The sequence below is a fragment of the Nonomuraea spiralis genome (genome assembly GCF_014648435.1).
GTDB lineage: Bacteria > Actinomycetota > Actinomycetes > Streptosporangiales > Streptosporangiaceae > Nonomuraea > Nonomuraea spiralis.
Genome location: NZ_BMRC01000007.1, coordinates 90,499 through 113,918, shown reverse-complemented (window position 1 = coordinate 113,918; position 23,420 = coordinate 90,499). Strand labels below are relative to the sequence as shown.

Annotated in this window: 19 protein-coding genes and 1 pseudogene; 10 read left to right on the top strand and 10 right to left on the bottom strand. The window is 73.7% G+C overall.

What is annotated here, in order from left to right; genetic code table 11:
• The first annotated feature begins 54 nt into the window (after positions 1 to 54).
• Together IEZ27_RS18880 and IEZ27_RS18875 are read left to right on the top strand one after the other, a co-directional pair.
• The gene (locus tag IEZ27_RS18880) at positions 55 to 675 is read left to right on the top strand and encodes a hypothetical protein (RefSeq protein WP_189648437.1); all 621 of its coding nucleotides are present in this window, start codon (positions 55 to 57) and stop codon (positions 673 to 675) included.
• A 135-nt stretch (positions 676 to 810) separates the two neighbouring features.
• On the top strand, positions 811 to 1,614 hold the full coding sequence (locus tag IEZ27_RS18875; RefSeq protein WP_189648436.1) for a GNAT family N-acetyltransferase: 804 nt from the start codon (positions 811 to 813) through the stop codon (positions 1,612 to 1,614).
• A gap of 7 nt (positions 1,615 to 1,621) precedes the next feature.
• On the opposite strand, the gene IEZ27_RS18870 is transcribed toward IEZ27_RS18875, so the two are convergent.
• From IEZ27_RS18870 to IEZ27_RS18855, 4 genes are all read right to left on the bottom strand, one after another.
• Positions 1,622 to 1,933: a low temperature requirement protein A gene (locus tag IEZ27_RS18870; protein ID WP_229824114.1), complete on the bottom strand. Its 312-nt coding sequence runs from the start codon at positions 1,931 to 1,933 to the stop codon at positions 1,622 to 1,624.
• 144 nt (positions 1,934 to 2,077) lie between these two features.
• A complete protein-coding gene (locus IEZ27_RS18865; RefSeq protein ID WP_189648435.1) occupies positions 2,078 to 3,499 on the bottom strand; it encodes a PI-PLC domain-containing protein in 1,422 nt (473 codons plus the stop codon).
• Positions 3,500 to 3,622: 123 nt separating this feature from the next.
• Positions 3,623 to 4,144: a snapalysin family zinc-dependent metalloprotease gene (locus IEZ27_RS18860; protein ID WP_189648434.1), complete on the bottom strand. Its 522-nt coding sequence runs from the start codon at positions 4,142 to 4,144 to the stop codon at positions 3,623 to 3,625.
• Between the two features lie 168 nt (positions 4,145 to 4,312).
• Complete coding sequence (locus tag IEZ27_RS18855) at positions 4,313 to 5,842, bottom strand: alpha/beta fold hydrolase (RefSeq protein ID WP_189648433.1); 1,530 nt, start codon at positions 5,840 to 5,842, stop codon at positions 4,313 to 4,315.
• Between the two features lie 136 nt (positions 5,843 to 5,978).
• Between IEZ27_RS18855 and IEZ27_RS18850 the strand changes: the two genes are divergently transcribed.
• From IEZ27_RS18850 to IEZ27_RS18840, 3 genes are all read left to right on the top strand, one after another.
• On the top strand, positions 5,979 to 8,330 hold the full coding sequence (locus IEZ27_RS18850) for an ATP-binding cassette domain-containing protein (RefSeq protein ID WP_189648432.1): 2,352 nt from the start codon (positions 5,979 to 5,981) through the stop codon (positions 8,328 to 8,330).
• A gap of 237 nt (positions 8,331 to 8,567) precedes the next feature.
• Positions 8,568 to 11,372 (top strand): helix-turn-helix transcriptional regulator, encoded by a 2,805-nt coding sequence (locus IEZ27_RS18845; RefSeq protein WP_189648431.1) that lies wholly within the window; start codon positions 8,568 to 8,570, stop codon positions 11,370 to 11,372.
• Between the two features lie 3 nt (positions 11,373 to 11,375).
• Complete coding sequence (locus IEZ27_RS18840; protein ID WP_189648430.1) at positions 11,376 to 12,254, top strand: alpha/beta fold hydrolase; 879 nt, start codon at positions 11,376 to 11,378, stop codon at positions 12,252 to 12,254.
• Between the two features lie 35 nt (positions 12,255 to 12,289).
• On the opposite strand, the gene ppk2 is transcribed toward IEZ27_RS18840, so the two are convergent.
• The 4 genes and pseudogenes from ppk2 to IEZ27_RS18820 all read right to left on the bottom strand — a co-directional run bounded on the left by ppk2 (position 12,290) and on the right by IEZ27_RS18820 (position 14,908).
• The gene (gene ppk2 / locus IEZ27_RS18835) at positions 12,290 to 13,084 is read right to left on the bottom strand and encodes a polyphosphate kinase 2 (protein ID WP_125638300.1); all 795 of its coding nucleotides are present in this window, start codon (positions 13,082 to 13,084) and stop codon (positions 12,290 to 12,292) included.
• 75 nt (positions 13,085 to 13,159) lie between these two features.
• Positions 13,160 to 13,666: a hypothetical protein gene (locus tag IEZ27_RS18830; protein ID WP_189648429.1), complete on the bottom strand. Its 507-nt coding sequence runs from the start codon at positions 13,664 to 13,666 to the stop codon at positions 13,160 to 13,162.
• Positions 13,667 to 13,706: 40 nt separating this feature from the next.
• Positions 13,707 to 14,609, bottom strand: a pseudogene (locus tag IEZ27_RS55545) (Acg family FMN-binding oxidoreductase); the annotation flags it as partial.
• A 68-nt stretch (positions 14,610 to 14,677) separates the two neighbouring features.
• On the bottom strand, positions 14,678 to 14,908 hold the full coding sequence (locus tag IEZ27_RS18820) for a PLD nuclease N-terminal domain-containing protein (protein ID WP_229824112.1): 231 nt from the start codon (positions 14,906 to 14,908) through the stop codon (positions 14,678 to 14,680).
• Positions 14,909 to 15,125: 217 nt separating this feature from the next.
• Here IEZ27_RS18820 and IEZ27_RS18815 point away from each other — a divergent pair, with 217 nt between their 5' ends.
• Positions 15,126 to 18,029 (top strand): pyridoxamine 5'-phosphate oxidase family protein, encoded by a 2,904-nt coding sequence (locus IEZ27_RS18815; RefSeq protein ID WP_189648428.1) that lies wholly within the window; start codon positions 15,126 to 15,128, stop codon positions 18,027 to 18,029.
• A gap of 92 nt (positions 18,030 to 18,121) precedes the next feature.
• Positions 18,122 to 19,003, top strand: coding sequence for a GerMN domain-containing protein (locus IEZ27_RS18810; RefSeq protein WP_189648427.1), 882 nt, complete (start codon positions 18,122 to 18,124; stop codon positions 19,001 to 19,003).
• A gap of 28 nt (positions 19,004 to 19,031) precedes the next feature.
• On the opposite strand, the gene IEZ27_RS18805 is transcribed toward IEZ27_RS18810, so the two are convergent.
• Entirely contained in the window at positions 19,032 to 19,895 is an 864-nt protein-coding gene (locus tag IEZ27_RS18805) for a universal stress protein (RefSeq protein ID WP_189648426.1), read from the bottom strand.
• Positions 19,896 to 20,110: 215 nt separating this feature from the next.
• Between IEZ27_RS18805 and IEZ27_RS18800 the strand changes: the two genes are divergently transcribed.
• On the top strand, positions 20,111 to 20,962 hold the full coding sequence (locus tag IEZ27_RS18800; protein WP_189648425.1) for a universal stress protein: 852 nt from the start codon (positions 20,111 to 20,113) through the stop codon (positions 20,960 to 20,962).
• A 99-nt stretch (positions 20,963 to 21,061) separates the two neighbouring features.
• Positions 21,062 to 21,937, top strand: coding sequence for a prolipoprotein diacylglyceryl transferase (gene lgt / locus IEZ27_RS18795; protein WP_189648424.1), 876 nt, complete (start codon positions 21,062 to 21,064; stop codon positions 21,935 to 21,937).
• A 34-nt stretch (positions 21,938 to 21,971) separates the two neighbouring features.
• On the opposite strand, the gene IEZ27_RS18790 is transcribed toward lgt, so the two are convergent.
• The gene (locus IEZ27_RS18790; RefSeq protein ID WP_189648423.1) at positions 21,972 to 22,880 is read right to left on the bottom strand and encodes a sigma-70 family RNA polymerase sigma factor; all 909 of its coding nucleotides are present in this window, start codon (positions 22,878 to 22,880) and stop codon (positions 21,972 to 21,974) included.
• Between the two features lie 84 nt (positions 22,881 to 22,964).
• On the opposite strand from IEZ27_RS18790, the gene IEZ27_RS18785 reads away from it, so the two are divergent.
• On the top strand, positions 22,965 to 23,414 hold the full coding sequence (locus IEZ27_RS18785; RefSeq protein WP_189648422.1) for a carboxymuconolactone decarboxylase family protein: 450 nt from the start codon (positions 22,965 to 22,967) through the stop codon (positions 23,412 to 23,414).
• Positions 23,415 to 23,420: the final 6 nt, after the last annotated feature.

Below are 23,420 nucleotides of genomic sequence, written 5' to 3'. Positions count from 1 at the left end.
CACGTACGAGAAAGGCGCGTGCGCCGCGGGCACGAGCGGTGGTTGCATGATCAGATGACCGACGACCCCTTGGAACGCCTCAGCGCCGCCGCCCGCCGCATCCGCGAGCTGGCACATGAACGGCCCCCCACCGGCCTGTCCCACGAGGACGCCGACGACGACGCCGGCACGATCGACACGGACGGCGCCCTCGGGTTCGACCCGTTCCCCCTGCTCGGAGCCTTCCAGCGGCACGGCGTCCGGGTCGTGGTGATCGGGCAGGTCGCCGGCATCATGCACGGCTCCACCGAACTGACCGGCGACCTGGACGTGCTCTGGGACGGCACCCCTGCCCACGCCCCCGCCCTGGCTGCCGCGTTCGCCTCCGTCGGCGCCCGGCTCACCGGCGAGACGGGCGAGCCCCTGCCCCTCCGCCCGGAGTCCTTCCTCCGGCCCAAGGTGCCGTTCACCTCGCCGGGGGCCGGCGGCGACTGCTGCACCCCGGCGCTCCCCTGGGGCGGCCTGCCGGTCCGGGAGTGCTTCGACCGCGCGGTCACCGCCGTGAGCCCGAGCGGACTGGCGGTCCACTACGTCTCCCGCGAGGACCTGGTCCGGATGCGCCGCGCCCTGGGCCGCCCGAAGGACCTCCGCCGCGCGGACGAACTGGACCCACCCGCCCCCGCACCGGACGCCTGACCCCCGCCCCCCCGAACGCCGGCCCAGTCCTGCCGGAGGTGTCGAGGTGGGGAGCGTGCCGCATCGGTTCCTTCCGTACGGGCGGGCGGGTAAACCCTTTGATGACGGTGTGGGGGGCTGGTTAGTCTGCCGTGCATGATCTCGCTCGTACGGCGCCGCCTGACCTCCGCCGAGACCGGCCCGGCGCTGCGCGCGCTGCGCGAGTGGACACCGCCCGACGCGCCCGAAGGCGGCGTGCATCCCGGGGACGTGGGCTGGCACCTACGGTACGACGACGCGGCCGTCCTGCTCTGGACCGAGGACGCGCTGCCGGTGGCGGCCGGTTTCCTCGACGGTCCGGTGCTGCGGGTGACCGCCGCGCCGGGGGCCGACCTCGGGGCGCTGGCGGCCGACGCCGACGAGCTGCTCGAACCCGGCCAGGACTGGTCCGACGGCCTGCCCGTGCCCGGGTGGGGGCACGATCAGGAGGAGTCCTGGCTCGTCATGTCGTGGGCCCCGCGGCCGGTGTCGAGCCGCGCCGAGCCGGTCGGCGCGGCCACCGCGGCCGACCGGGCGCTGGTGCACCGGTCGGCCTTCGCGGGATCCACGTTCAGCGTCGGCCACTGGGACACGATGAAACGGTCACCGGCGGGCGGGATGGCCGTGGAGACGCTCGTGCGTACGCCGTCGGGGGCGCCCGCGGCCGCCGCGACCGGCTGGTTCGCGGGGGTGGGCCGGTGCGGGCTGCTGGAACCGGTCGGCACGCATCCGGACCATCGCGGGCACGGCCACGGGCGCGACGCCGTGCTGGGCACGTGCGCGGCCCTGGTCCGCCTGGGCGCGAGCGCGGTCGCCGTCCTGACGCCGTCCTCGAACGAGGCCGCGGTGGCGCTCTACCGGTCGGCGGGGTTCACCGTCGTACGCGAGAACCGCGACCGGGTCCGCCCCCGACCGGCCTGACCGGCGTTCAGGGCGACCGCGAGCCCGGCCGACGACACGCGGGTCGCCGCGATCGCCGCGAAGACGCCGTAGTGGCCGTACCCCACAGGTACGAGCGATCGCGGCGGTCGCCGAGCCCGTCACCGGCCTCCACCAGGAAGTACAGCCACCACAGGGCGAACAGCACCACGAGGCCGGACACCGCGATCACCACGAATCGGCCGCTGATCCCGTTCGTCCCGACCGCCGCCGCGACGCCCCTGGACGCCGCGAGCACGCTCTCGCCGAGCAGGATGATCGTGAACAGGCCGTAGCGCTCGTCGATCGGACGTGCGCTCATCCTGATCCGAACCCTGATGCCGGCTGCCGCCAGGATCCCGCTCCTGTCGCTCGGGTTCCGGCACTGAGACAGGGCGGCGTCCCGGATTGTGGCAGTCAGGCCGTCACCGGGCCCTCGTTCCCGCGTTCGCGGCGCGGCCGGCGGTCATTCGACGGCCCCGGCCCGCGTCAGGAGGTCCCGGTACCAGGTGTCGTACGGGTGGTTGGTCGCCAGGTAGCTGGCCGGCGGGTCGGTCGCCTGGCCCGCCGAGTCGAAGTCCCAGCCGCGTACGAGCCGTCCGGCCTGCCGTGCCGAGGTGATGAACGCCGACTCCCCGGCGGGCGCCGCGTAGAACAGCGCGCCCTGCTGGAGCTCCGCGCTGTCGCCGCGCTGGAACTCGTCGAAGGCGACCTGCCGGTAGCGGATGCGGTCGCCGGTGACCGCGTCGGTGTCCACCCGCAGCGTCCTGGCCGGGGTCGGGCCGTCCGCGCCGGTCCACACGTGCACGCGGGGCGTACCGCCGGCCGAGGTGGTCTTGTCGTAGCGGGCGTCGGAGGTCTTGGCGTTGCCGCTCCACGCGACGGTCATCGCGCCGCCGTCGAGCGCGCCGGTCCACTGCCAGTTCTGGTTGTTGCTCTGGCTGCGGTGGATCTCGCGGAGCCGGGTCCCGCCCGCGTCGGTGAAGCGGACGGTCGGCAGGACGCCGTTGTCGTACTGGCGGCTGGCGGACCAGGTGATCTCGCCGTCGGCGCCGAGGCGACCCACGCGGTACCAGAGGGTGGTGGCGTTCTGGGACTGGTGGACCTCGACCAGGTCGCCGTTGTCGGAGAGGGCGACGGCCGGGGTCACGCCGTTGTCGTAGCGGCCGTGGCGCAGCCAGCTCACCCGGCCGTCGGCGCCGTACGTGCCGGTCCAGTACCACAGGACGCCGTCGCCCGAGTCGTGCACCTCCACGACCTGGCCGCGGTTGTTGGCCGCGACGGCCGGGTTGGAGCCGATGTCGCGTTTGTACAGGGTGCGGGTCACGCCGTCGCCGGAGATCACGGGGAGCACGCGGCCGCGCAGCGCGTCCACGGTCGGCGGGGTGGCCGGGTAGTCCTCGGCGCGGAACAGCCGGGGCCCGAAGGCGGAGACGAGTTTCTGGTTGAGCGCGGCCAGGTTGCCCGCGGCGTAGGAGGGGTTGTCGGTCAGGTCGTCCTTGATGTCGAGGGCGACGACGATCGGGGCGGCCGTGGGATGCGCCGCGGACCAGGTGTCGATGACCGCGAGCCAGTCGCGCAGGAGGTTCGAGGCCGGGTTGCCCGCGTGGTCGACCTCGTCGCCGGGCGCGTCGTGGCCGACGGAGTAGTCGAGGGCGGTGGCGTAGCCGTTGTCGTGGATGTCGAGCTCGATGAAGCGGACGCCGTGGTCGAGCTGGTAGGCGATCGAGTTCCTGGCGCCGGAGATGTTGCCCGAATAGCTGTTGTGCGTGGCGCGGAAGATCGCCGAGGGTAACGGCACGTCCGCCGCCGCCTCCGCGGACCCGCTGATCAGCAGGATCGAGGCGGCGGCGGCGAGGACTGGCAGGACGGCTCTCGGACGAGGCATGCTCTGATCCTCACGTCGGGGGCGATGCCCCCAGACAATACGATCAACGCCGTTCGGCCAACCCCGTCGCCGCCGCCGTCCCGCCCGTGGCCGCCGGGGCCGGGGCGGGACGGCGGTCGCGGGTCAGCGGTTCTCGTGCACGCGGCCGAACTCCACCGCCGGGGCGCTGCCGGCGAAGTTGCGGTCCACCTCGGCCCGTTCGGCCGTGCTGGGGTTGGCGTTCGTGCAGCTCACGGGGGCGCTGGAGCCGGACATCAGGTCACTGCACAGACCGGTACGCCGGTCGGGCAGGCCCAGGATGTGGCCGATCTCGTGGGTGGCGATCCGGAGCGGGTAGTAGCCCTGGTTGACCGCCTGCCGGCCCATCCAGATCGTGCCGCGGCCGAGGCTGGTGGGCAGTGTCCTCGGCCAGTTGTTGTCGGCCAGGACGACGAAGCTGGCGGGCGTGCCCTGCACCAGCCGGACGTTCACCACGTTGGCGTTCCAGACCTGGGCCGCCTGGTTGACCACGCTGACGAACTCGGCCGCGCGGGAGGCGTCGTACCGTACGACCCTGACCAGGACGGCGGCCTGGGCCGGGGAGGTGACCAGCAGGAAGGAGAGGGCGAGGACGACGGAAAGCACATGCCGGAGAGACCTTGACACGGATCCTCCTCCTGGAGTTGGGGGGTTCTGTCACGGTATGCATGCCTTCGGTCGTCCGAGAAGTAGCGAATCGCACCTATCACTGGGATATAGCCGCCACGCCAGACCCAGCCCGTTCACCGGACGGCGCGGCCCGCGGAAGGCGTCCGCGGGCCGCGCCGCCGTACGTCACCGCAGTGCGGACGTCCAGCCGGGACGGCCGGGCAGCGGGCCCGGGAAGGGCTGGAGGCGCTTGAGCGTCACCTCGGCGGGCGGGACCGCCGGGCAGCGGGCACCCTTGGCGGGCAGGTCACGGGAGAGCAGAAAACGGTCGAAGGCGGCCGTCGGGCAGTCGCCGCGGCCGTAGATGCCGTGCCCCCACCCCTCGTACGTGAGCAGGCGAGCCGCCCGCCCGGCCTGCCGCGCGGTGCCGGTCGCCCACATGTACGGGGTGGCCGGGTCGTGCAGCGCGTTGCCGAGCAGCAGCCCCGGCGAGCCGTCCAGCTTCAGCCGGTGTTGCGGGTTGGGCGTGGCCGCGCCCTGGCAGGCCAGTGTGAGCGGGTGCGCCGCGGCGCTGACCAGCATGTCCGGCGCGATGGCCGCCGACCGGCGCAGCAGCCGGTCCCATTCCCGGTAGCCGCGGACCGGCAGCGCGTAGTCCTGGCAGAACACGAACGTCGCGTCGTTGACGGTCTCCCCCGCCGCCTTCACGGGCGGCGCGAGGAGCGGGCTCGCCACCTGGGCGCCGCTCTCCATGGCGGCCAGCAGGTCGGCCAGCTCGCTCCAGGCGGGGCCGTAGAACGCGCTGAACGCCACTCCGATCAGGTCGAGCTTGCGCAGCACGACGCCCGGCTGCCCGGGGAAGGTCAGCTCGCCGCGCTCGGCCCGGCCCAGCAGGTCGCGCCAGACCGCGCGCAGGTCCCGGCCGTGCAGCGCGCACGACGCGGTCCGCTCGCACCAGGACACGAACTCGTCGAAGGAGTCCTGCGAGGTCCACGTCTCGGTCTCCAGGAACGCCTGGGTGCCGAGGCTGTGGTCCATGTTGCTGTCCAGCGCGAGGGCCCGGACGCGGCGCGGGTAACGCTCGGCGTAGAGCTGGCCGATCAGCGTGCCGTACGAGACGCCGTAGTAGGTCAGTTTGTCGTCGCCGAGCGCGGCGCGCAGGGCGTCGAGGTCGCGGATCACGTACCCGGTGTGGACGTTGTCGAACAGCGGGCCGGTGCGCCGGCGGCAGTCGTCGCCGTAGCGCTTGTTGAAGGCGAGCAGGGCGTCCCAGCCGGCCTGGTCCTTGATCGACAGCGGGTCGGGCGCCTGCTGGGCGAGCTCCAGCGAGCAGGTGATCGGGTGGCTGCGGGCCACGCCGCGCGGGTCGAAGCCGACTATGTCGAAGCGGCTGGTGATCTGGGGGGTGAAGCTGAGCCAGTTGTTCAGGACGCTGGTCACGCCCGAGCCGCCGGGGCCGCCGGGGTTGATCACCAGCGATCCGATGCGGGCGGCCGGGTCGCTCGCCCTGCGGCGGGCGAGGGCCAGTTCGAACGTCCCGGCGCCCGGGTTGTTCCAGTCGATCGGCACGGTCAGCGTCCCGCAGTCGACCGCGGGATCCTCCGCGCACGGCGCCCACCTGACGGCCTGGGACGGTGTCGCGGCGGCCGCGGGGACCGGCGCGAGCGGGGCCGCCAGGGCCGCTAAGAGGGTGAGGATCAGGACTGGTCTTCGCATCGCGATTCCAATCGTCGGGGGTTTGATCATCGGTCACTTCACCCGACAAGACCATCCGACTGGAGTAGGAGAACCGGGTCATCCCCTGGTACCTGTCCCCCTCATCCCGTACCGGCCGGGGGGCGTACGGCGGGCGATGGGTAGATTGCGCAGAGTGGAAGACGATGTGGTCAGCGGCATCCGGGTGCGCGGCGCGCGGGTGCACAACCTGCGGGACGTGGACGTCGCGATCCCGCGCGACGCGCTCGTGGCGTTCACGGGGATCTCGGGGTCGGGCAAGTCGTCGCTGGCGTTCGGCACGATCTTCGCCGAGTCGCAACATCGTTACCTGGAGTCGGTCGCCCCGTACGCGCGGCGGCTGCTGCAACAACTGCCCATGCCCGACGTGGACGACATCACCGGCCTGCCGCCCGCGGTCGCGCTCGGCCAGCGGCGCTCGACGCCGTCCGCGCGATCCACGGTCGGCACGCTGAGCAGGGTGTCCAACTCGCTGCGGATGCTGATGTCGCGCGCCGGCGACTACCCCGCGGGCGCGCCGCGCCTGGACTCGGACGCGTTCTCCCCCAACACGGTCGCGGGCGCGTGCCCGGAGTGCCAGGGGCAGGGCGTGCTGCACGAGGTCACCGAGGAGTCGCTGGTCCCCGATCCGGCGCTGAGCATCGCGGAGGGCGCGATCGCCTCGTGGCCGGGCGCCTGGCAGGGCAAGAACCAGCGCGACATCCTGGCGACGCTGGGCTACGACATCCACCAGCCCTGGCACAGCCTGCCCCAGGAGCAGCGGGACTGGATCCTGTTCACCGAGGACGAGCCGGTCGTCACGGTTCACCCGGTGCGCGAGGCCGGCCGGATCCACCGCCCCTACCAGGGCAAGTACGCCAGCGCGCGGCGGCTGGTGCTCAAGGCGTACGCCTCCTCGGCCAGCGAGAAGAGCCGCCTGCGGGCCGAGCGGTTCATGACCCGCCGCACCTGCCCGACGTGCGGGGGACGGCGGCTGCGTCCCGAGGCGCTGGCGGTCACGTACGCGGGCAGGACCGTCGTCGAGCTGGCCTCGCTGCCGATGAGCGAGCTGGCCGGCGTGCTGGGCCCGTCCAGGGGCGAGCCGGGCCCCGCGGGGGCGCTCGCGAGCGACATCCTCGACCGCATCGAGGTGCTGGACGAGCTGGGGCTCGGCTACCTGAGCGTCGCCCGGCCCGCGCCGACCCTGTCCAGCGGCGAGCTGCAGCGCATCCGGCTGGCGACCCAGCTCCGCGCCGGCCTGTTCGGCGTCGTGTACGTGCTGGACGAACCCTCGGCCGGCCTCCACCCCGCCGACTGCGCCGCGCTGTCGGAGCTCCTGCGCCGCCTGCGCGACGGCGGCAACACCGTCTGCCTCGTCGAGCACGACATGGACGTCGTACGCCAGGCCGACTGGCTGGTCGACGTGGGCCCCGGGGCGGGCGGCGACGGCGGGCGCGTCCTGTACAGCGGGCCGGTCGCCGGGCTGCGCGAGGTCGAAGGATCGGTGACCCGCCGCTACCTGTTCGCCGCCGTCGTGCCGGAACGCCCGGCCCACCGCCCGTCGGGCCTGCTGGAACTGCGCGGCCTGACCCGCAACAACCTGCGCGACGTGGACGTGGACGTGCCGCTCGGCGTCTTCACCGCGGTCACCGGGGTCTCGGGCTCGGGCAAGAGCAGCCTGCTGGAGGCGATCGCCGAGGCCGCCGCCGTGGACCGGCGGGTGGTGTGGGTCAACCAGCAGCCCATCGGCCGCACCCCGCGTTCCAACCTGGCCACCTACACCGGGCTGTTCGACACCGTACGCAAGCTGTTCGCCGCCACGGACGGCGCCCGCGCCCACGGGTACGGCCCCGCGCGCTTCTCCTTCAACGTGGCGGGCGGACGCTGCGAGACCTGCCAGGGCGACGGCTACGTGGCGGTCGAGCTGCTCTTCCTGCCCACGACGTACGCGCCCTGCCCCGACTGCGGCGGCGCCCGCTACAACCCCGACACCCTGCGGGTGACCTACCGCGACCGGACGGTCGCCGAGGTCCTGGCGATGACGGTCGACGAGGCCACCGGCTTCTTCGGCGACGTCCCCGCCGTACGCCGCCCGCTGGAGACGCTGCACGACGTCGGGCTCGGCTACCTGCGGCTGGGCCAGCCGGCCACCGAGCTGTCCGGCGGCGAGGCCCAGCGCATCAAGCTGTCCGCCGAGTTGCAGGGCCGCCGGGCCGAGTCCACGATCTACCTGCTGGACGAGCCGTCCACCGGACTGCACCCGCACGACACCGACGTGCTCATGGACCGGCTGCACGAACTGGTCGGCGGCGGCGGCACCGTCGTGGTCGCCGAGCACGACATGCGCGTGGTGGCGACCGCCGGCCACGTCATCGACCTCGGGCCCGGCGGCGGTTCGGCCGGCGGCACCGTCGTGGCGGCCGGGACGCCGGCGCGGGTCGCGGCCAGCCCGCGCAGCCGTACCGCGCCGCATCTGAAGGGGCTGCTGTGATGCGCCGCGGGGTGTACCTGCCGCCGTTCGGCGAGCTGGCCGACCCGCGCGTGCTCGCCGATCTGGCCGTCTGCGACGCCTGGATCGCGCCGGCGGCGAGCTGAGCCGGACGGTCCAGCGGTCCCGGATCCCCGTCTGACGGCCGAACAGGTGATCTCGGCCCTGACGCGGGGCTGACGTACGCTCGTCCGGCTCGGCGGGACGGGACCGCCTGGGGGCCTCCTAGAGTGTGGTGTTGTGCTCTACGGCAGATCGGCGGAAATCAGCGCAATAGACCAGGTGATCGCGCGGGCCCGCGAGGGCTCCGGCGGCGCGGCGGTGTTGCGGGGCGAGGCGGGGGCGGGCAAGACCGCCCTGCTCGACGCGGCGTGCGAGCGGGCCGGCGGGATGCGGGTGTTGCGGACCACCGGCGTCGAGTCCGAGTCCGACCTCGCGTTCGCGGCGCTGCACCAGGTGTTGTGGCCGGTGACCGGCTCGCTCGGCGCGCTGCCCGAGCCGCAGCGCCTCGCCGTCGGGGCGGCCCTGGGGCTGGCCGCGGGCGGGACCGGTGATCGGTTCCTGGTGGCGGCGGGCGTGCTCTCGCTGCTGGCCGAGGCCGCCGCGCCGGACGGGCTGGTGTGCGTGGTCGACGACTTCCAGTGGGTCGACCGGGCCTCGGCGGACGCGCTGCTGTTCGCCGCCAGGCGGCTGGGCACCGAACGCGTCGCGATGCTGCTCGCCGTACGCGGTGACGCTCCGGTCAAGGGCGTGCCGCTGACGGTGGACGTACGCGGCCTGGCCGAGCCCGCCGCGGCCGAGCTGCTGGAGTCGCGGCACGGCGCGCTGCCCGTACGGGTGCGGCGGGAGCTGGTCACGCTGACCGGCGCGAACCCGCTGGCCCTGGGCGAGATCGCCGCCCGCCTGACACCCGCCCAGCTCGCCGGACGCGAACCGCTGCCCGACCCGCTGCCCGGCGGCGCCCGGCTCTTCGGCGACCGCGTCGCCGCGCTGTCCGCCCCCGCCAGCCTGGCCGCCCTGATCGCCACCGCCGAAACCGACCTCACCACAATCCTCCACGCCACCACCCACCTCCTCCCCACCCCCACCCCACCCGTCCCCCACCCCGACGCCCCCCTGGCCTCGTACTCCCTCCCCGCCGACAGGACCTCGGCCCCGCGCGGTGCGGTCGGGCCGGAGGGCGGGGAGGAGGCCGGGCCGGTTGCGGCGGATCCGGCGGACGGCGCGCGGAGGGCTGTGGCGGAGTTGGAGGAGGTGGGGCTGGTCGAGGTGGTGGGGGCCGGGGTGCGGTTCAGGCATCCGCTGGTCCGGTCGGCGGTGCACGAAGCGGCCGCGCCGGCCGAGATCCGCCGCGTGCACGCCGTCCTCGCGGAGCTGACCGCGGACGACCGCCGCGCCTGGCACCTGGCCGGCGCGGCGATGGGCCAGGACGAGCGGGTCGCCGCCGAGCTGGTGGCCGCCGCCGGACGGGCCCGCGACCGCGGCGGGTACGGCGCCGCCGCCACCGCCCTGGCCAGGGCCGCCGAACTGACCCCCGGCCCGCGCGACCGCGCCGTACGCCTGAAGGACGCCGCCGTCGCGGCCTGGCTCGGCGGCCGTCCGGGTCAGGCGGACTCTCTGCTGGCCGAGGCCCGCGAACGTGCCGGCGCGGACGCCGTCCTCGCCATGGAGATCGCCCGGCTCCGGGGCCGCTTCGAGCTGAACTCGGGCAACGCCGCCGAGGCCGTACGGATCCTGGCGGCGGGCGACAGCCTGGACATGCTGGCCGACGCCGTGGAGGCGGCCTCGTACGTCGGCGACACGGCGGCCATGGTCGAGCTGGGCCGACGGGCCACCGCGCACCCCGAGGGCTTCCTGCGCGACACCGTGGCCGGGATCGGCCTCACCCTGGACGGCGACCCCGCGGGCCCGGCCCTGCTGCGGCGCGCGCTGGCCAGGAGCGGCGAACTGGAGGACGCGGCGGGCTACCTGTGGGCGACGGCCGCGGCCAGCCAGCTCGGCGAGCCTGACCTGGCCGGCGAGATGACCGACCGGGCCGGCCGGGTGGCCAGGGTGTCGGGGATGGCCGGGCAGCTCCCCGTGGTGCTGGAGTTCGTGGCGACCGCCGAACGCCTGGCCGGACGGCTGGCGCGCAGTCAGGCCATCTCCGAGGAGGGCCTGGAGCTGGCCCGCGAGGCCGGGTACACGAACACGGTGGCCGCCCACCTGGCCAACCTGGCGGTGCTGGCGGCGCTGCGCGGCGAGCAGGAGTCCTGTGAGCGGCAGGCCCGCGAGGCGTTGGCCATCGCCGTACCGCACCGGGTGGGGTTGCGGGCGGGGGTGGCCGCGTACGCGCCGGCGCTGCTCGACCTGTGCCTCGGCCGGTACGCGGCGGCGAACGACCGTTTCGCGGCCATCGCGGCGGCGGGGCCGGGCGCCGGGCATCCGGCCGTGGTGTGGCGGATGACCCCGGACCGCGTCGAGGCGGCCGTGGGCGCGGGCGACGAGGCGGGCGCGCTGGCGGCGCTGGAGGCGTACGAACGATGGGCGGAGCACGCCGCGACGCCCGAGTCGCGCGCGCTGCTGGCCCGCTGCCGGGGTCTGGCCGGCGCCGGCGAGGACGCCTTCGGCGAGGCGCTGCGCCTGCACACCAACCCCTTCGAGGCGGCCAGGACCGCCCTGCTGCTGGGCGAGCGGCTGCGCCGCGGTCAGCGGCCCGGCGAGGCGCGGGCGCACCTGCGGACGGCGTGGGAGACATTCGAACGAGCGGGCGCGCGGCCGTGGGCGCGACGCGCGCAGGAGGAGCTGCGGGCGGCGGGCGAGAGCGGGCAGGCGCCGCCCGCGGCCGTGCTCGACGCGCTGACCCCGCAGGAGCTGCGCATCGCGGGCCTGGTCGCCGACGGGTTGTCCAGCAAGCAGATCGCCGCCCAGCTCTTCCTGAGCCCGCGCACGGTCGAGTACCACCTGTACAAGATCTATCCGAAGCTGGGCATCGGCTCCCGTACGGATCTGGCGCGGCTAGTAGTTCTACAGAAGGCGCCCGTAACCGGCGACGGCATGATCTGAGGCATGCAAAACGTGAACATCTGGAGCGAAGAGTTCGGCGCCGAGAACGCCACGCCGATCCTGTTGATCATGGGTTCGATGTCGCAGGGCGTCCTGTGGCCGGACGAGTTCGTCGGCCGTCTGACCGCCGGAGGCCGCCGGGTCATCCGGTACGACCACCGCGACACCGGCATGTCGGACACCGTGGACTTCGAGGCCCATCCGTACACGTGGGACGACATCAAGGACGACGTCTACCGCGTGCTGGACGCCCACGGCCTGGAGAGCGCCCACCTGGTCGGCCATTCGGCGGGCGGGCTGCTCGGCCAGTTCGTGGCCGTGGAACGGCCGGAGCGGGTGCGTTCGCTGACCGTCATCGCCTCCTCGCCGCTCGGCGGGGGCGAGGGCCAGGTGCTCATGCGGGCGCTGCTGGGACAGCCGCAGCCCGAGGGCAGTCTGCCGGAGCCGGCGCCGGAGTTCGTGGACTTCTACCGCGCCCTGATGGCCGCCCCGCCGCCGCAGGACCGGCGCGCGGTGATCGACGGCATGATCGCCGAGCAGCGTGTGCTGCACGGCACCGGGCTGCCCTTCGACGAGGACGCGGCCCGCCGGGCGCAGGAGCGGATCTTCGACCGGGCCCGCGACCTGTCGGCGGCGGCCAACCACCGGCTGGCCGCGGGCGGCAAGCCCGACTTCGAGCCGGTGGGCGTGCTGCACCAGGTCAAGGCGCCCACGCTGGTCATCGAGGGCAGTCACGAGCCGGTCAAGCCGGGGCACGGCGCGGTGATCGCCGAGCAGATCCCGGGGGCGCGGCTGGTGATCGTGGCGGGCATGGGACACACCCTGCCGCCCGAGACGCACGAGGAGCTGGCCGCCGCCGTCCTCGCGCACACGGCCGGCTGACCCGCCGCGCGGGCCGGCCCCCTTACGCCCGGCCGTCAGAGCTCGGCGGTCACGTCGGGCACGGACGACTCGGGGCGGCGCGGCGGGCGCCGGTAGCCGGTGGCGGGCGGTCGCTCGGGGATCTCCAGCGGCGGCCGCCGCACCTGGCGGTAGGGGATCGTGGACAGCAGGTGGGAGATCATGTTGATCCTGGCCCGCCGTTTGTCCTCGCTCTCCACCTCGTACCAGGGGGCCTCGGGGATGTCGGTGTGCACCAGCATCTCGTCCTTGGCCCGGGAGTACTCCTCCCACCTGGTGATCGACTCCAGGTCCATCTCCGACAACTTCCACCGGCGCATCGGGTCCTCCAGCCGGTCGCGGAAGCGGCGCTCCTGCTCGTCGTCGCTGACCGAGAACCAGTATTTGCGCAGCAGGATCCCGTCCTCGACCAGCAGTCTCTCGAAGATCGGGCACTGGTGCAGGAAACGCGTGTACTCCTCCTGCGTGCAGAATCCCATCACCCGCTCCACCCCGGCCCGGTTGTACCAGCTCCGGTCGAACAACACGATCTCCCCGGCGGCGGGCAGGTGCTCGACGTACCGCTGGAAGTACCACTGCGACCGTTCCCGCCCGGTCGGCACGGGCAGCGCGGCGATCCGGGCCACGCGCGGGTTCAGGTACTCGGCGACCCGCTTGATCGTGCTGCCCTTGCCCGCGGCGTCGCGTCCCTCGAAGATCACCACGACCCGCCGCCCCTCGGACCGCACCCACTCCTGAAGGTTGACGAGTTCCGCCTGCAGGCGGAGAAGTTCCTTCTCGTACGGCTTGCGACGCAGCCTGTCGGTTCCCATACCTGCGGATTCTAGGAGTGCGGACACGCCGAGGGCCCGCCCCCCGCGCGGGAGACGGGCCCGTGGCCTGGGCGGTTACCTGAGCCAGGCGTTGCGGCGGACGATCGGCAGGTTGCCGAGCCCGAGGGTGGTGCCGGCGCCGGTCAGGGCCAGGCCGACCAGGACGATGGCGTAGATGATGTGCTCGTCGAGGAAGGGGTTGGTGGCCAGGGGCAGTTCGGCGGCCCACATCAGGGCCAGCATCAGGGTGCCGGTGACCGCGGCGATCCGGGTGCCGACGCCCAGGACCAGCGCCAGGCCGATACCGGCCAGGCCGGTCATGAACAGCCAGTCCACCCACGCCTGGCCGGCCAGCGCGCCGAACAGGCCGCCGAGCGCGTTCTCGCCGGTGCCCTTGAGGAACCCGGTCGTCGGGCTGCCGCCGTTGATCCACGCTTTGGCGGCGGGGGTGGCGAAGCCCCAGCCGAACGTCTTGTCCAGGAACGCCCACAGGAAGATCCAGCCGATCGCGATCCGGGCGGCGGCCCAGACGTAGTCGACCGGGGCGTGCGCCGCCTTGGCGACGGCGGCGACGTGCGTCACACGTCTCCTCGCCGTCCGGGGCGACGCCGAGCCGCATGATCATCTGCGGGTACTCGCCGGAGAAGAGCTCCTGGCGCAGGAACTCGCGCAGCAGGTCCATCTCCAGCGCCTGGGTGTGGAAGGCGGCGCTGACGCCGTGCGCGGAGGCGTGCAGCAGGACGTGTTGCAGCGCCTGCCCGGTGGCGAGCCACTCCGCCCGGCCGTCGTCGCGCGTGGTCATGACGGCCACGACCCCGGTCGCCGCCTCGTCCCGGTCGCTCGGCGCGCTCCAGCCGTGCCGCCAGGAGTAGCGGCGCTGTGGGAAGGCCGACTCCGCCGGCGCGGACTCGCGCGGCCGGTCGTCGGCCGGCATCCCGTCGGCGCGGGCGCTGCCGGGCGGCCTGGACCAGCGTACGATCTCCAGGCTGAACTTCTGGTCCTGCGTCTGGACGCCCTGCGCCGCCCGGGTGAGCGCGGCGAGCACGTCCACCGCCTCCGGGGAGCGTACGGGCGTCAGCTTGCCGCCCTCGCTCATGGCGGCCCTGACCAGCGACTCGACGAGCTGATCGGGGACCGGGACGTCGGCGAACCCCGCCCGGTGGGTGTGGCGTCGTTCGATCTCGTCGCCGAGCACCCGGGTGGGCTCGTCGGGCTCGCTCTCCGCCCCCGGCCTGATCGTCGCCAGCAGGCCGGGCCGGTCGGGATCGGGCAGGATCCGGACGACGGGCTCGTACCCCTGGCAGCGCATCGCGGTGCGCATCGTGAACAGCGCGGCGCCGCAACTGATCAGCAGTTCCCGGCCGGCGGCGTCGCTCACCGCGAGCTTGCGCGCGGTGTCGGCCTTCAGGCCGATCTCCTCGCCGGTGACGGCGAAGGTCCAGGGCTGGGTGTTGTGCACGGAAGGAGCCAGTCGACCGGCCTCCACCGCCGCGTCCAGCGCCTGCTTCGGCGAGCGCGTGGTCATGGTCCACCTCCAGGAGACGATGAGGTCAGCGCATCACATCCGGGCCGCCCAGTGACGCAGACCCGCCCTTACACCTGCGGAAACGCGTCCGGGCGGCGGCGTCGTCCCCACAGCAGGTAGGCGACCGGGCCGAACGGCTGGACGAAGATGCCGAGCCACCACAGTCCCTTCTGCCCGCGTACGTCCCCCTTCGGACGGCGCCACAGGTCCACCGCCGCGGCCGTCGTGGCCGCGAGCTCCACCGAGGCCAGCACCGCCAGCCAGCTCCGCTGCCTGTTCGACATCTCGTTCCAGCGCACCGGACGCGCTCCTCTCTTCAACCTTCCGTACCAGCATGGGCACGTCGGCCGCCCGTCAGCGTGGGTAGGAAGTCCTGTCCTTTCAGGCCATTGTCCTCTTTTCCAGAGCTTCACCTGATCTCGGTGCCTCAAGGGCCGAAGGACCCTGTCTGCGCGGATGGCACGTGGGTAGCGTCACCGGTATGGCCGCCTTCGACCCGCCCCGACAGGGGACGGGATGAACCCGTGGACGCTCTCGTACGAGGGCTTCGACCCCGCCTCGGCGAGACTGCGCGAGGCGCTGTGCACGCTCGGCAACGGCCGGTTCGCCACCCGGGGCGCCACGCCCGAGGGCCGGATCCGCACGCCCGGCACCTACCACGCTGGCTGCTACGACCGTCTGGCCTCCGACGTGGCGGGGCGTACGGTCGTCAACGAGGACCTGGTCAACCTGCCCGACTGGCTGCCGCTGACGTTCGCCACGCCCGGCTCGGACTGGTTCGCGCCGGAGCTGGCCGAACTGCTGCACTACACCCAGGAGCTCGACCTGCGCCGCGGCGTGCTGCTGCGCGACCTGCGCTGGCGGGACGGGCAGGGCCGGGTCACCCGGGTGTGCCAGCGCCGCCTGGTCTCCATGGCCGATCCCGCGCTGGCCGCCCTGGAGACGACGTTCACGGCGGAGAACTGGTCGGGCCCGCTCCGCGTCCGCGCCGCCCTGGACGGACGGGTCACCAACGACGGCGTCGAACGCTACCGTGACCTGCGCGGCGACCACCTGACGGAACACGCGACCGGCGGCCGGGACGGGCTGACCTGGCTCACCGCGGCCACCCGCTCCTCCCGCGTCACGGTCGCCCTCGCCGCACGCGTCGACGCCCCTGCATCGGGTTCCCGTGCCGAGGAGCCCGGTCTGGTCGCCACCGAGCACGTGCTGGACGTCGTGGAGGGCGTGCCGGTGACGCTCACGAAGGTCGTCGCGCTGCTGATCTCGCGCGATCCCGCCGTGCACGACCCGCTCTCGGCCGCGCTGCGCCGGGCGCGGACGGCCCCCGGCTTCGCCGACCTGCTGGCCGCGCACACCGCGGCCTGGGAACGGCTGTGGGAGCGGGCCTGCCTGGACGTGGACGGCCCGGAGTTGTCGCAGATCGTCCACCTGCACATCTTCCACCTGCTCCAGACCCTCTCCCCGCACACCGCCGACCTCGACGCCGGCGTGCCCGCGCGGGGCCTGCACGGCGAGGCGTACCGGGGGCACGTGTTCTGGGACGAGCTGTTCGTCCTGCCCTGGCTCAACCTGCGTTTCCCCGAGATCTCCCACGGCCTGCTGCGCTACCGCTGGCGGCGCCTGCCCGAAGCGCTGGCGGCGGCCCGCGCGGCCGGGTACGACGGCGCGATGTTCCCCTGGCAGAGCGGCAGCGACGGCCGCGAGGAGACCCAGACCTACCATCTCAACCCCGACTCGGGACGCTGGCTGCCGGACGTCTCCCACCTCCAGCGCCACGTGGGCCTGGCCATCGCCTACAACGTCTGGCAGTACCACCTGGCCACCGGTTCCATGCCGTCGTGGTGCGCCGACCTGCTGATCGCCATCGCCCGCTTCTTCGCCTCGCTGGCCGTGCCCGACCCCGGCTCCGGCCGGTACGAGATCCGCGGCGTCATGGGCCCGGACGAGTACCACACCGCCTATCCCGGCGCCGCCGAACCGGGCCTGTCCAACAACGCCTACACCAACGTCATGACCGTGTGGCTGCTGCGGCACGCCCTCCAGCTCGGCGTGGCCGGCCCCGAGGAGGCGGCCCGCTGGGAGGACATCACCCGGCGCATGCGGGTCGACTTCCACGAGGGCGTCATCAGCCAGTTCACCGGCTACGACGGCCTGGCCGAGCTCGACTGGCAACGGTACGAAGGCGTGCGCCGCCTGGACCGGGCCCTGGAGGCGGACGGCGACGACGTCAACCGCTACAAGGCCTCCAAGCAGGCCGACACGCTGATGTTGTGCTACCTGCTCACCGCGGGCGAGCTGCTGGAGATCCTGGAAGGGCTCGGCTACCCGGCCGACCCCGCCCTGATCCCCCGGACGATCGGCTACTACCTCGACCGCACCAGCCACGGGTCCACCCTCAGCGCCGTCGTCCACGCCTGGGTGTTGTCGCGCTGCGACCGGGCGCGCTCGTGGCAGTTCTTCGCCGAGGCGCTGCTCGGCGACGTGCGCGACGTCCAGGGCGGCACCACCGCCGAGGGCATCCACCTGGGCGCCATGGCCGGCACCGTGGACATGCTGCAACGCTGCTATCTGGGCCTGGACCTGCGCCCGGACGGCCTCTATCTCGATCCCCTGCTGCCCGGACGGCTCGGCACGCTGTCGTTGCCGATCCGCTTCCGCGGCCGCCTGATCACCGTCGAAGCCGACCACGCGAGCACGCGGGTCGACGGCGTCCCCCTGCCGGGCGGCGCCGGCCTCGTCCTCACGGAGAAGGAGATGATCATGACGAACAGTGGTGACTTCGGACGCCGGGTGACCTATCACCGCGACCGGCTCGGCCTCACGGTCGACCAGCTCGCGGAGCGGGCCGACATGTCCCCCGGCTATGTCGCGTACCTGGAGGGCCACCTGGGCACCCCCGACAGGAACACGGTGATCCGCCTGGCCACCGCCCTTGAGACCATCCCGCAGGACCTGCTGGGCGGCGGCCGCGACCGCCCGCCGGGCACCGGTCCCGGCCCGGACGAGCCGGTCCTTGAGAACCTCGACCCCGAGGAGTGCCTGCGGCTGATCGCGCCGGGCGGCATCGGCCGGATCGCGTTCAGCGGCTCGCACGGGCCCACGGTGCTGCCCGTCAACTACAGGCTGCACGACGGCGCCGTCCTGTTCCGCACCGCCCGCGGCGGGCCCATGGACCAGGACCTGCGCAGCGGGCTCGAAGGCGTGGACATCAAGATCGGGTTCCAGGTGGACCGGATCGACGAGGCACGGAAGGAGGGCTGGAGCGTGCTCGTCCAGGGGCCCGCCCACCACGTGCCCGAGGACGAGGTGGCCAAGCTGGCCGACGCCGGCGTCACGCCCTGGGCGGGCGGGGAACGCCATCTGTACATCCGCGTCGTACCCCACCAGATCACCGGTCGCCGCGTCCACGGCCTCTGAGGAGCTTTTTCGGGGACGTCCGGCGGTGTCGCCGGGCGGTCGCAGGGGCCAGTCTGGGATCAGGAGCTCCCATTGGAAGAGAGATGATGACCATGCTCCCGATCCGTCCCCTCGTCGCCGTCGCGGCGGCGGTCTGCGTCGCCGTCCTGCCTGCGTTACCGGCGCAGGCCGTCCGGCGGGCCGCCGTCCCCGTCCTCGTGGACGTCCGGGCCGCCCATCAGTCCGGCCTGGACCGGCTGGTCTTCGAGTTCCGCGGCCCGCTCCCGGCCCGGCGCGACGTCCGCTACGTGTCCCGGCTGATCGCCGACGGCTCCGGGGAAGCGGTCGGCGTGGCCGGTGACGCCGTGCTCCGGATCAGCTTCGACCGGGCCGACGGCCACGACCGCGACGGCCGGGTCACCTACGGTCCCGCCCGCCGTACCTACGCGTTGCCCGGCCTCGTCCAGGTCGTCAACACCGGCGACTTCGAGGCCACGCTCACCTTCGGCGCCGGCCTCGCCCGGCGCGTACCGTTCCGGGTCCGTACGCTCACCCGTCCGAGCAGGGTCGTCGTGGACCTGATCACGTCCTACCGGACCGTGCCCGCGCGCGCCTACTTCCTCGACACCACCGGGCGCGGGCCGCGGACGGCGGCCGTGACGCGCCCGGTGATCCCGCCGGCCACCGCCGCCGGCGCGCTGCTGCGGCTGTTCGCCGGCCCGACCCAGGCCGAGCGCGCGCGGGGGCTGCGTTTCGCGGCCTCCAAGGCCACCGGCTTCAGCAGGCTGACCGTCGCGGACGGGATCGCCAGGGTCTACCTGACCGGGCCGGTCTCCGGCGGCGGGTCGGCCTTCACCGTCGCCGACCAGATCAGGCCGACGCTCAAGCAGTTCCCGGCGATCAGGTGGGTCAAGATCTACGACGCGGCGGGACGCACCGGGCAGCCCGCCGGCCCGTCGGACTCCGTCCCGCCGTCACTGGAGCGGCGACCCTAGCCGTCCTGCCGTCGCTGGAGCGGCGACCCTAGCCGTCGCGGTGCTCGGGCGGGCGGACCACCGCGACCGGGCACTGCGCGTGGTGGAGCACGCCTCTGCTGACCGACCCGAGGAGCAGCGCGCCGAACGCGCCCCGCCCGTGGGAGCCGACCACGATCAGGTCGCTCGGGACGCCGGTGAGCGCCTCGACGGGATGAGCGCTCTGGACGTCCTCGACCACGTTCACGTCCGGATACCGCTCCCGCCACCCGGTGGTACGGGACTGGATCACCTCGCGCTGCCCGGCGCGGACCTCGTCCAGGTCGAAGGAGATCTCCGGGGCGAAGGCGTGCACGGGCAGCTGCCAGGCGTGGATCAGGCGCAGCGTGGCGCCCCGCAGCCGGGCCTGCTCGAAGGCGTAGCCGATCGCCGGTTCGCAGGTGCCGGAGTCGTCGATCCCGATCCCGATCTCGCCGACCGGCTCGGGCGGTTCGGCGCGCACGACCACCACGGGACACCGGGCCTGCCCGGCCACCTGCATGGTCACCGAGCCGAGCAGGGCCCCGGCGAACCCGCCCATCCCCCGGTTGCCGATGACCACCTCGTCCGCCCGCCGCGCCTGGTCCTGGAGGACGGCCGCGGGCGTCCCCTCGACGATCTCGGCGCGCACCCGTACCGACGGCTGCCGGGCGCGTACGGCCGCCTCCGCCGCCTCCAGCACCTTGGCCGCGCCCATCAGCAGGTAGTTCCCCTGCCCGAAGTCGGGGAAGCGGGTGCTGCTGTACGGCTGCCGGTCCAGGCCGTGCACGATCAGCAGCTCGGCGCCCGTACGCGCGGCGTCGTCGGCCGCCCAGTCGACCGCCGCGGCACCGGGAGCCGAACCGTCCGCCCCCGCAACGATCAGCCCGGCCATGGTGTCTCCCCCGTACGACAGCGCCCTCGGTGGACCTTCCTCGGCCCTGCCCACCCCAAAGCCAGGATTGGGCGAAAAATCCCCAAGTTCCCGAAAGACGCGCGCGGACGCCGGGCGGCCGGGTCCCCGGGCCGCCAATCTTCTCCAAGTTTTGGAACTTGTCATCCTGTCCGCTCACCTGCCGACCGGCTGAATGAGAGGGGGAGGTAGATGCGATGTCCGAGCTGGTCGTGGTGGGTGTGGACGGGTCGGCGGCCGGGTTCGACGCGGTGGCGTGGGCGGCCGACGACGCCTTCAGGATGGGGGCGGCGCTGCGGGCCGTGTGCGTGGTGGAGACCTGGCCGTACCAGGTGCCGCAGATCGCCGTGCCTGAATGGGAGGACTCGGTGGCCGAGCGGGCCAGGGCGTCCCTGGCCAGGGCCGAGGAGATCGTCCGCGAACGCCGGCCCACAGTCGAGGTGAGCACCCGGCTGCTGGTCGGCAAGCCGGCGGTCGCCCTGCGGGAGCAGGCGGGCGAGGCCGCCGAGCTGGTGGTCGGCCGCAAGGGGGTGGGCGGCTTCGCCGGGGCCGTGCTCGGCTCGGTCAGCATGAACGTCGCCGGCCAGGCGCCCGGCCCGGTGGTCGTCGTCCGGGACGGGGACGCCGCCCCTCAGGACGAGGTGGCGGTCGGCATCGACGGCTCCATCGCCAGCGAGCCCGCCCTGGCCTACGCCTTCCGCCAGGCCGAACTGCGCGGCGCCGCGCTCCGGGCGGTGCACGCATGGCCGCTGCCGTTCGCGCTGGCGCCCGACTTCTCGTGCGACCTCGAAGCCCTGCGGGAGAGCCACCTGCACGTCGCCAGGGAACAGCTCGCCCCCTGGCGCGAACGGCACCCCCGGGTCAAGGTGATCGCGGACGTCCAGTGCGGCCACCCCGTCAGGACGCTGGCCGCCGCCGGCGAGCGGGCCGCCCTGCTGGTCGTCGGGTCGCACGGCAGGACCGGCCTCGAGGCGATCGTCCTCGGCTCGGTCACCCGCGGCGTCCTGCACCACGCGCACTGCACCGTGGCGGTGGTGCGCGCCCGCTGACCGGCGAGCGCGCCCGGCCCGTCGGCGGCACGTCGCGGGATGCTCGCGATCGGATCACGAAAGCGGCCGGGCGGCCTGTCGTTGGCTAGCCTCACCGGCATGCCCCTCGCCTCGATTCCCAGCCCCGCCCAGGGGGTCTGGCATCTCGGAATCATCCCGATCCGAGCCTACGCCCTGTGCTTCATCGTCGCCATCGCCTTCGGCGTCTGGCTGAGCGAACGCCGCTGGCGCGCCCGCGGCGGCGAGAAGGGCGTGATCGGCGACATCGCGGTCCCCGCGGTGATCTTCGGGCTGGTCGGCGGACGCCTCTACCACGTCATCGTCGACTGGCAGACCTACTTCGGCCCGCGCGCGATCAAGGAGCCGTACCAGGCGCTGTTCGTCTGGGAGGGCGGGCTCGGCATCTGGGGCGCGGTCGCCCTGGGCGGCGTGGGCGTGTGGCTGGCCTGCCGCCGCCGTGGCCTGTCCCTCGGCGCCGTGGCCGACACGATCGCGCCCGGCATCGCGTTCGGCCAGGCGATCGCCCGCTGGGGCAACTGGTTCAACCAGGAGCTGTACGGCAGCCCGACCACCCTGCCGTGGGGCCTGGAGATCGACCAGGCCCACGGCGGCGTGCCGGGCACGCTCTACCACCCGGCCTTCCTGTACGAGTCCCTGTGGGACGTGGCGCTCGGCTTCGCCCTGATCCTGGCCGGCAGGCGGTTCACGCTGCGCCACGGACGCCTGTTCGCCCTGTACGTCGCCGGCTACACCCTGGGCCGGTTCTGGATCGAGGGGCTGCGCATCGACCCCGTGGGTGGGGTGGACCACGCGGTGACGCTGCTCGGGCTGCGGATCAACCAGTGGACCTCGATCGTGTTGTTCGCCGGCGCGCTGGTCCACCTCTGGGTGAACCGGCACAAGGACGCCGAAGAGCACGTGGTGCCCGCCGCCCGCGAGGAGAACGGCGGTCACCACCCCGTCGGAAGCGCCTGACAGGGCACCCGGCGAAGGCGGGGACCGGCGTCCCTCACGCGCCGTCCGCCGGGCCACCCGCCTCCCGTTCCGGGACCGGCAGGGCCAGGGCGGCGAGCCGGGCCGGGTCCACCACGGCCGTGATGGCGGTGATCCGGCCGTCCACGATGGTGAAGGCGAGGACCGAGAGCGGGGTGCCGTCCTCGTGCCAGGCGACGAAGCCGGGCAGGCCGTTGACGAGGGCCGCCCGCCCGCGCGTCGCCCCGCCGGAGGCCACCCGCGCGCCGGAGGCGATCTGCGTGGCGCCGAGGACGACCGTCGTGCCGCCGGAAGCCTCGACGGTCAGCCGCACGTCGGGGTCGAGGACGCGCAGCAGCCCCTCGAAGTCGCCGTCGCGCGCCGCCGCCAGGAACGCCTGGACCACCGCCCGCTGCTCCGGCCCGCCGGCGGCCGGCCGTTCCGTGGCCCGTACCTTGCGGCGGGCGCGGCTGGCCAGCATCTTGGCGGCGTCGCCGGACCTGCCGAGGATCGTGCCGATCTCGTCGAACGGCACCCCGAACAGGTCGTGCAGCACGAACGCCAGCCGCTCCCCCGGCCCGAGCGAGTCGAGCACGGTCAGCAGCGCCAGCCCGACCGAGTCGGCCAGCGCCACCTCCTCGTCGGGGGCCGGGGCGTCGTCGAGGATCACCGTGAACTCGGGCAGGCGGTCGTCGTAGGACGCCTCCGGGCGGGCCTTGCGCGACCGGAGGACGTCCAGGCTGATCCGGCCGACCACCGTGGTCAGCCAGCCGGCCAGGTTGCCGATCTCCTCCGGGTCGTGGCGGGACAACCGCAGCCACGCCTCCTGGACCGCGTCCTCGGCGTCGGCGTGCGAGCCGAGCATCCGGTAGGCGACCGCGTGCAGCCGGCCGCGCTGGGCCTCGAACGCCTCGGCCGTCGGATCCCCCGGGCTGGTTCCGGACATGCTGTTACCTTTCTCGGTTCCACTCCGTCATGGATGATGACGGGCCCGGCCGGGCCCGGGTAACCGACCATGATGGAGAAGACCATGCCGGTCCGTCTGACCAGCGCGCCGAACGCCGACATCTACACCGCGATCAAGCATCTGAACAAGGCCATCGCCGCCGGGGGCGTCGACGGGCGGCTGTTGTCGCTGGTCCACCTGCGGGCCAGCCAGATCAACGGCTGCAGCCCCTGTGTGTACACCTCGGTCGCCGCCGCGAGCAAGGCCGGGGAGAGCGACGAACGTCTGCACGCGGTGTCCGCCTGGCGCGAGACGCCGTTCTTCACCGACGCCGAACGGGCGGCGCTCGCGCTGACCGAGGCCGCCACCCGCATCCAGGACGGCGCCCCCGGCGTGACCGACGAGATCTGGCAGGCCGCCGCCGACCACCACACCGAGGAGCAGCTGAACGCTCTCATCCTGGAGATCGCGCTGACGAACTTCTACAACCGCATCAACCACACCATCCGGGAGCAGGCCGGCAAGACCTGGTGAGCCGGA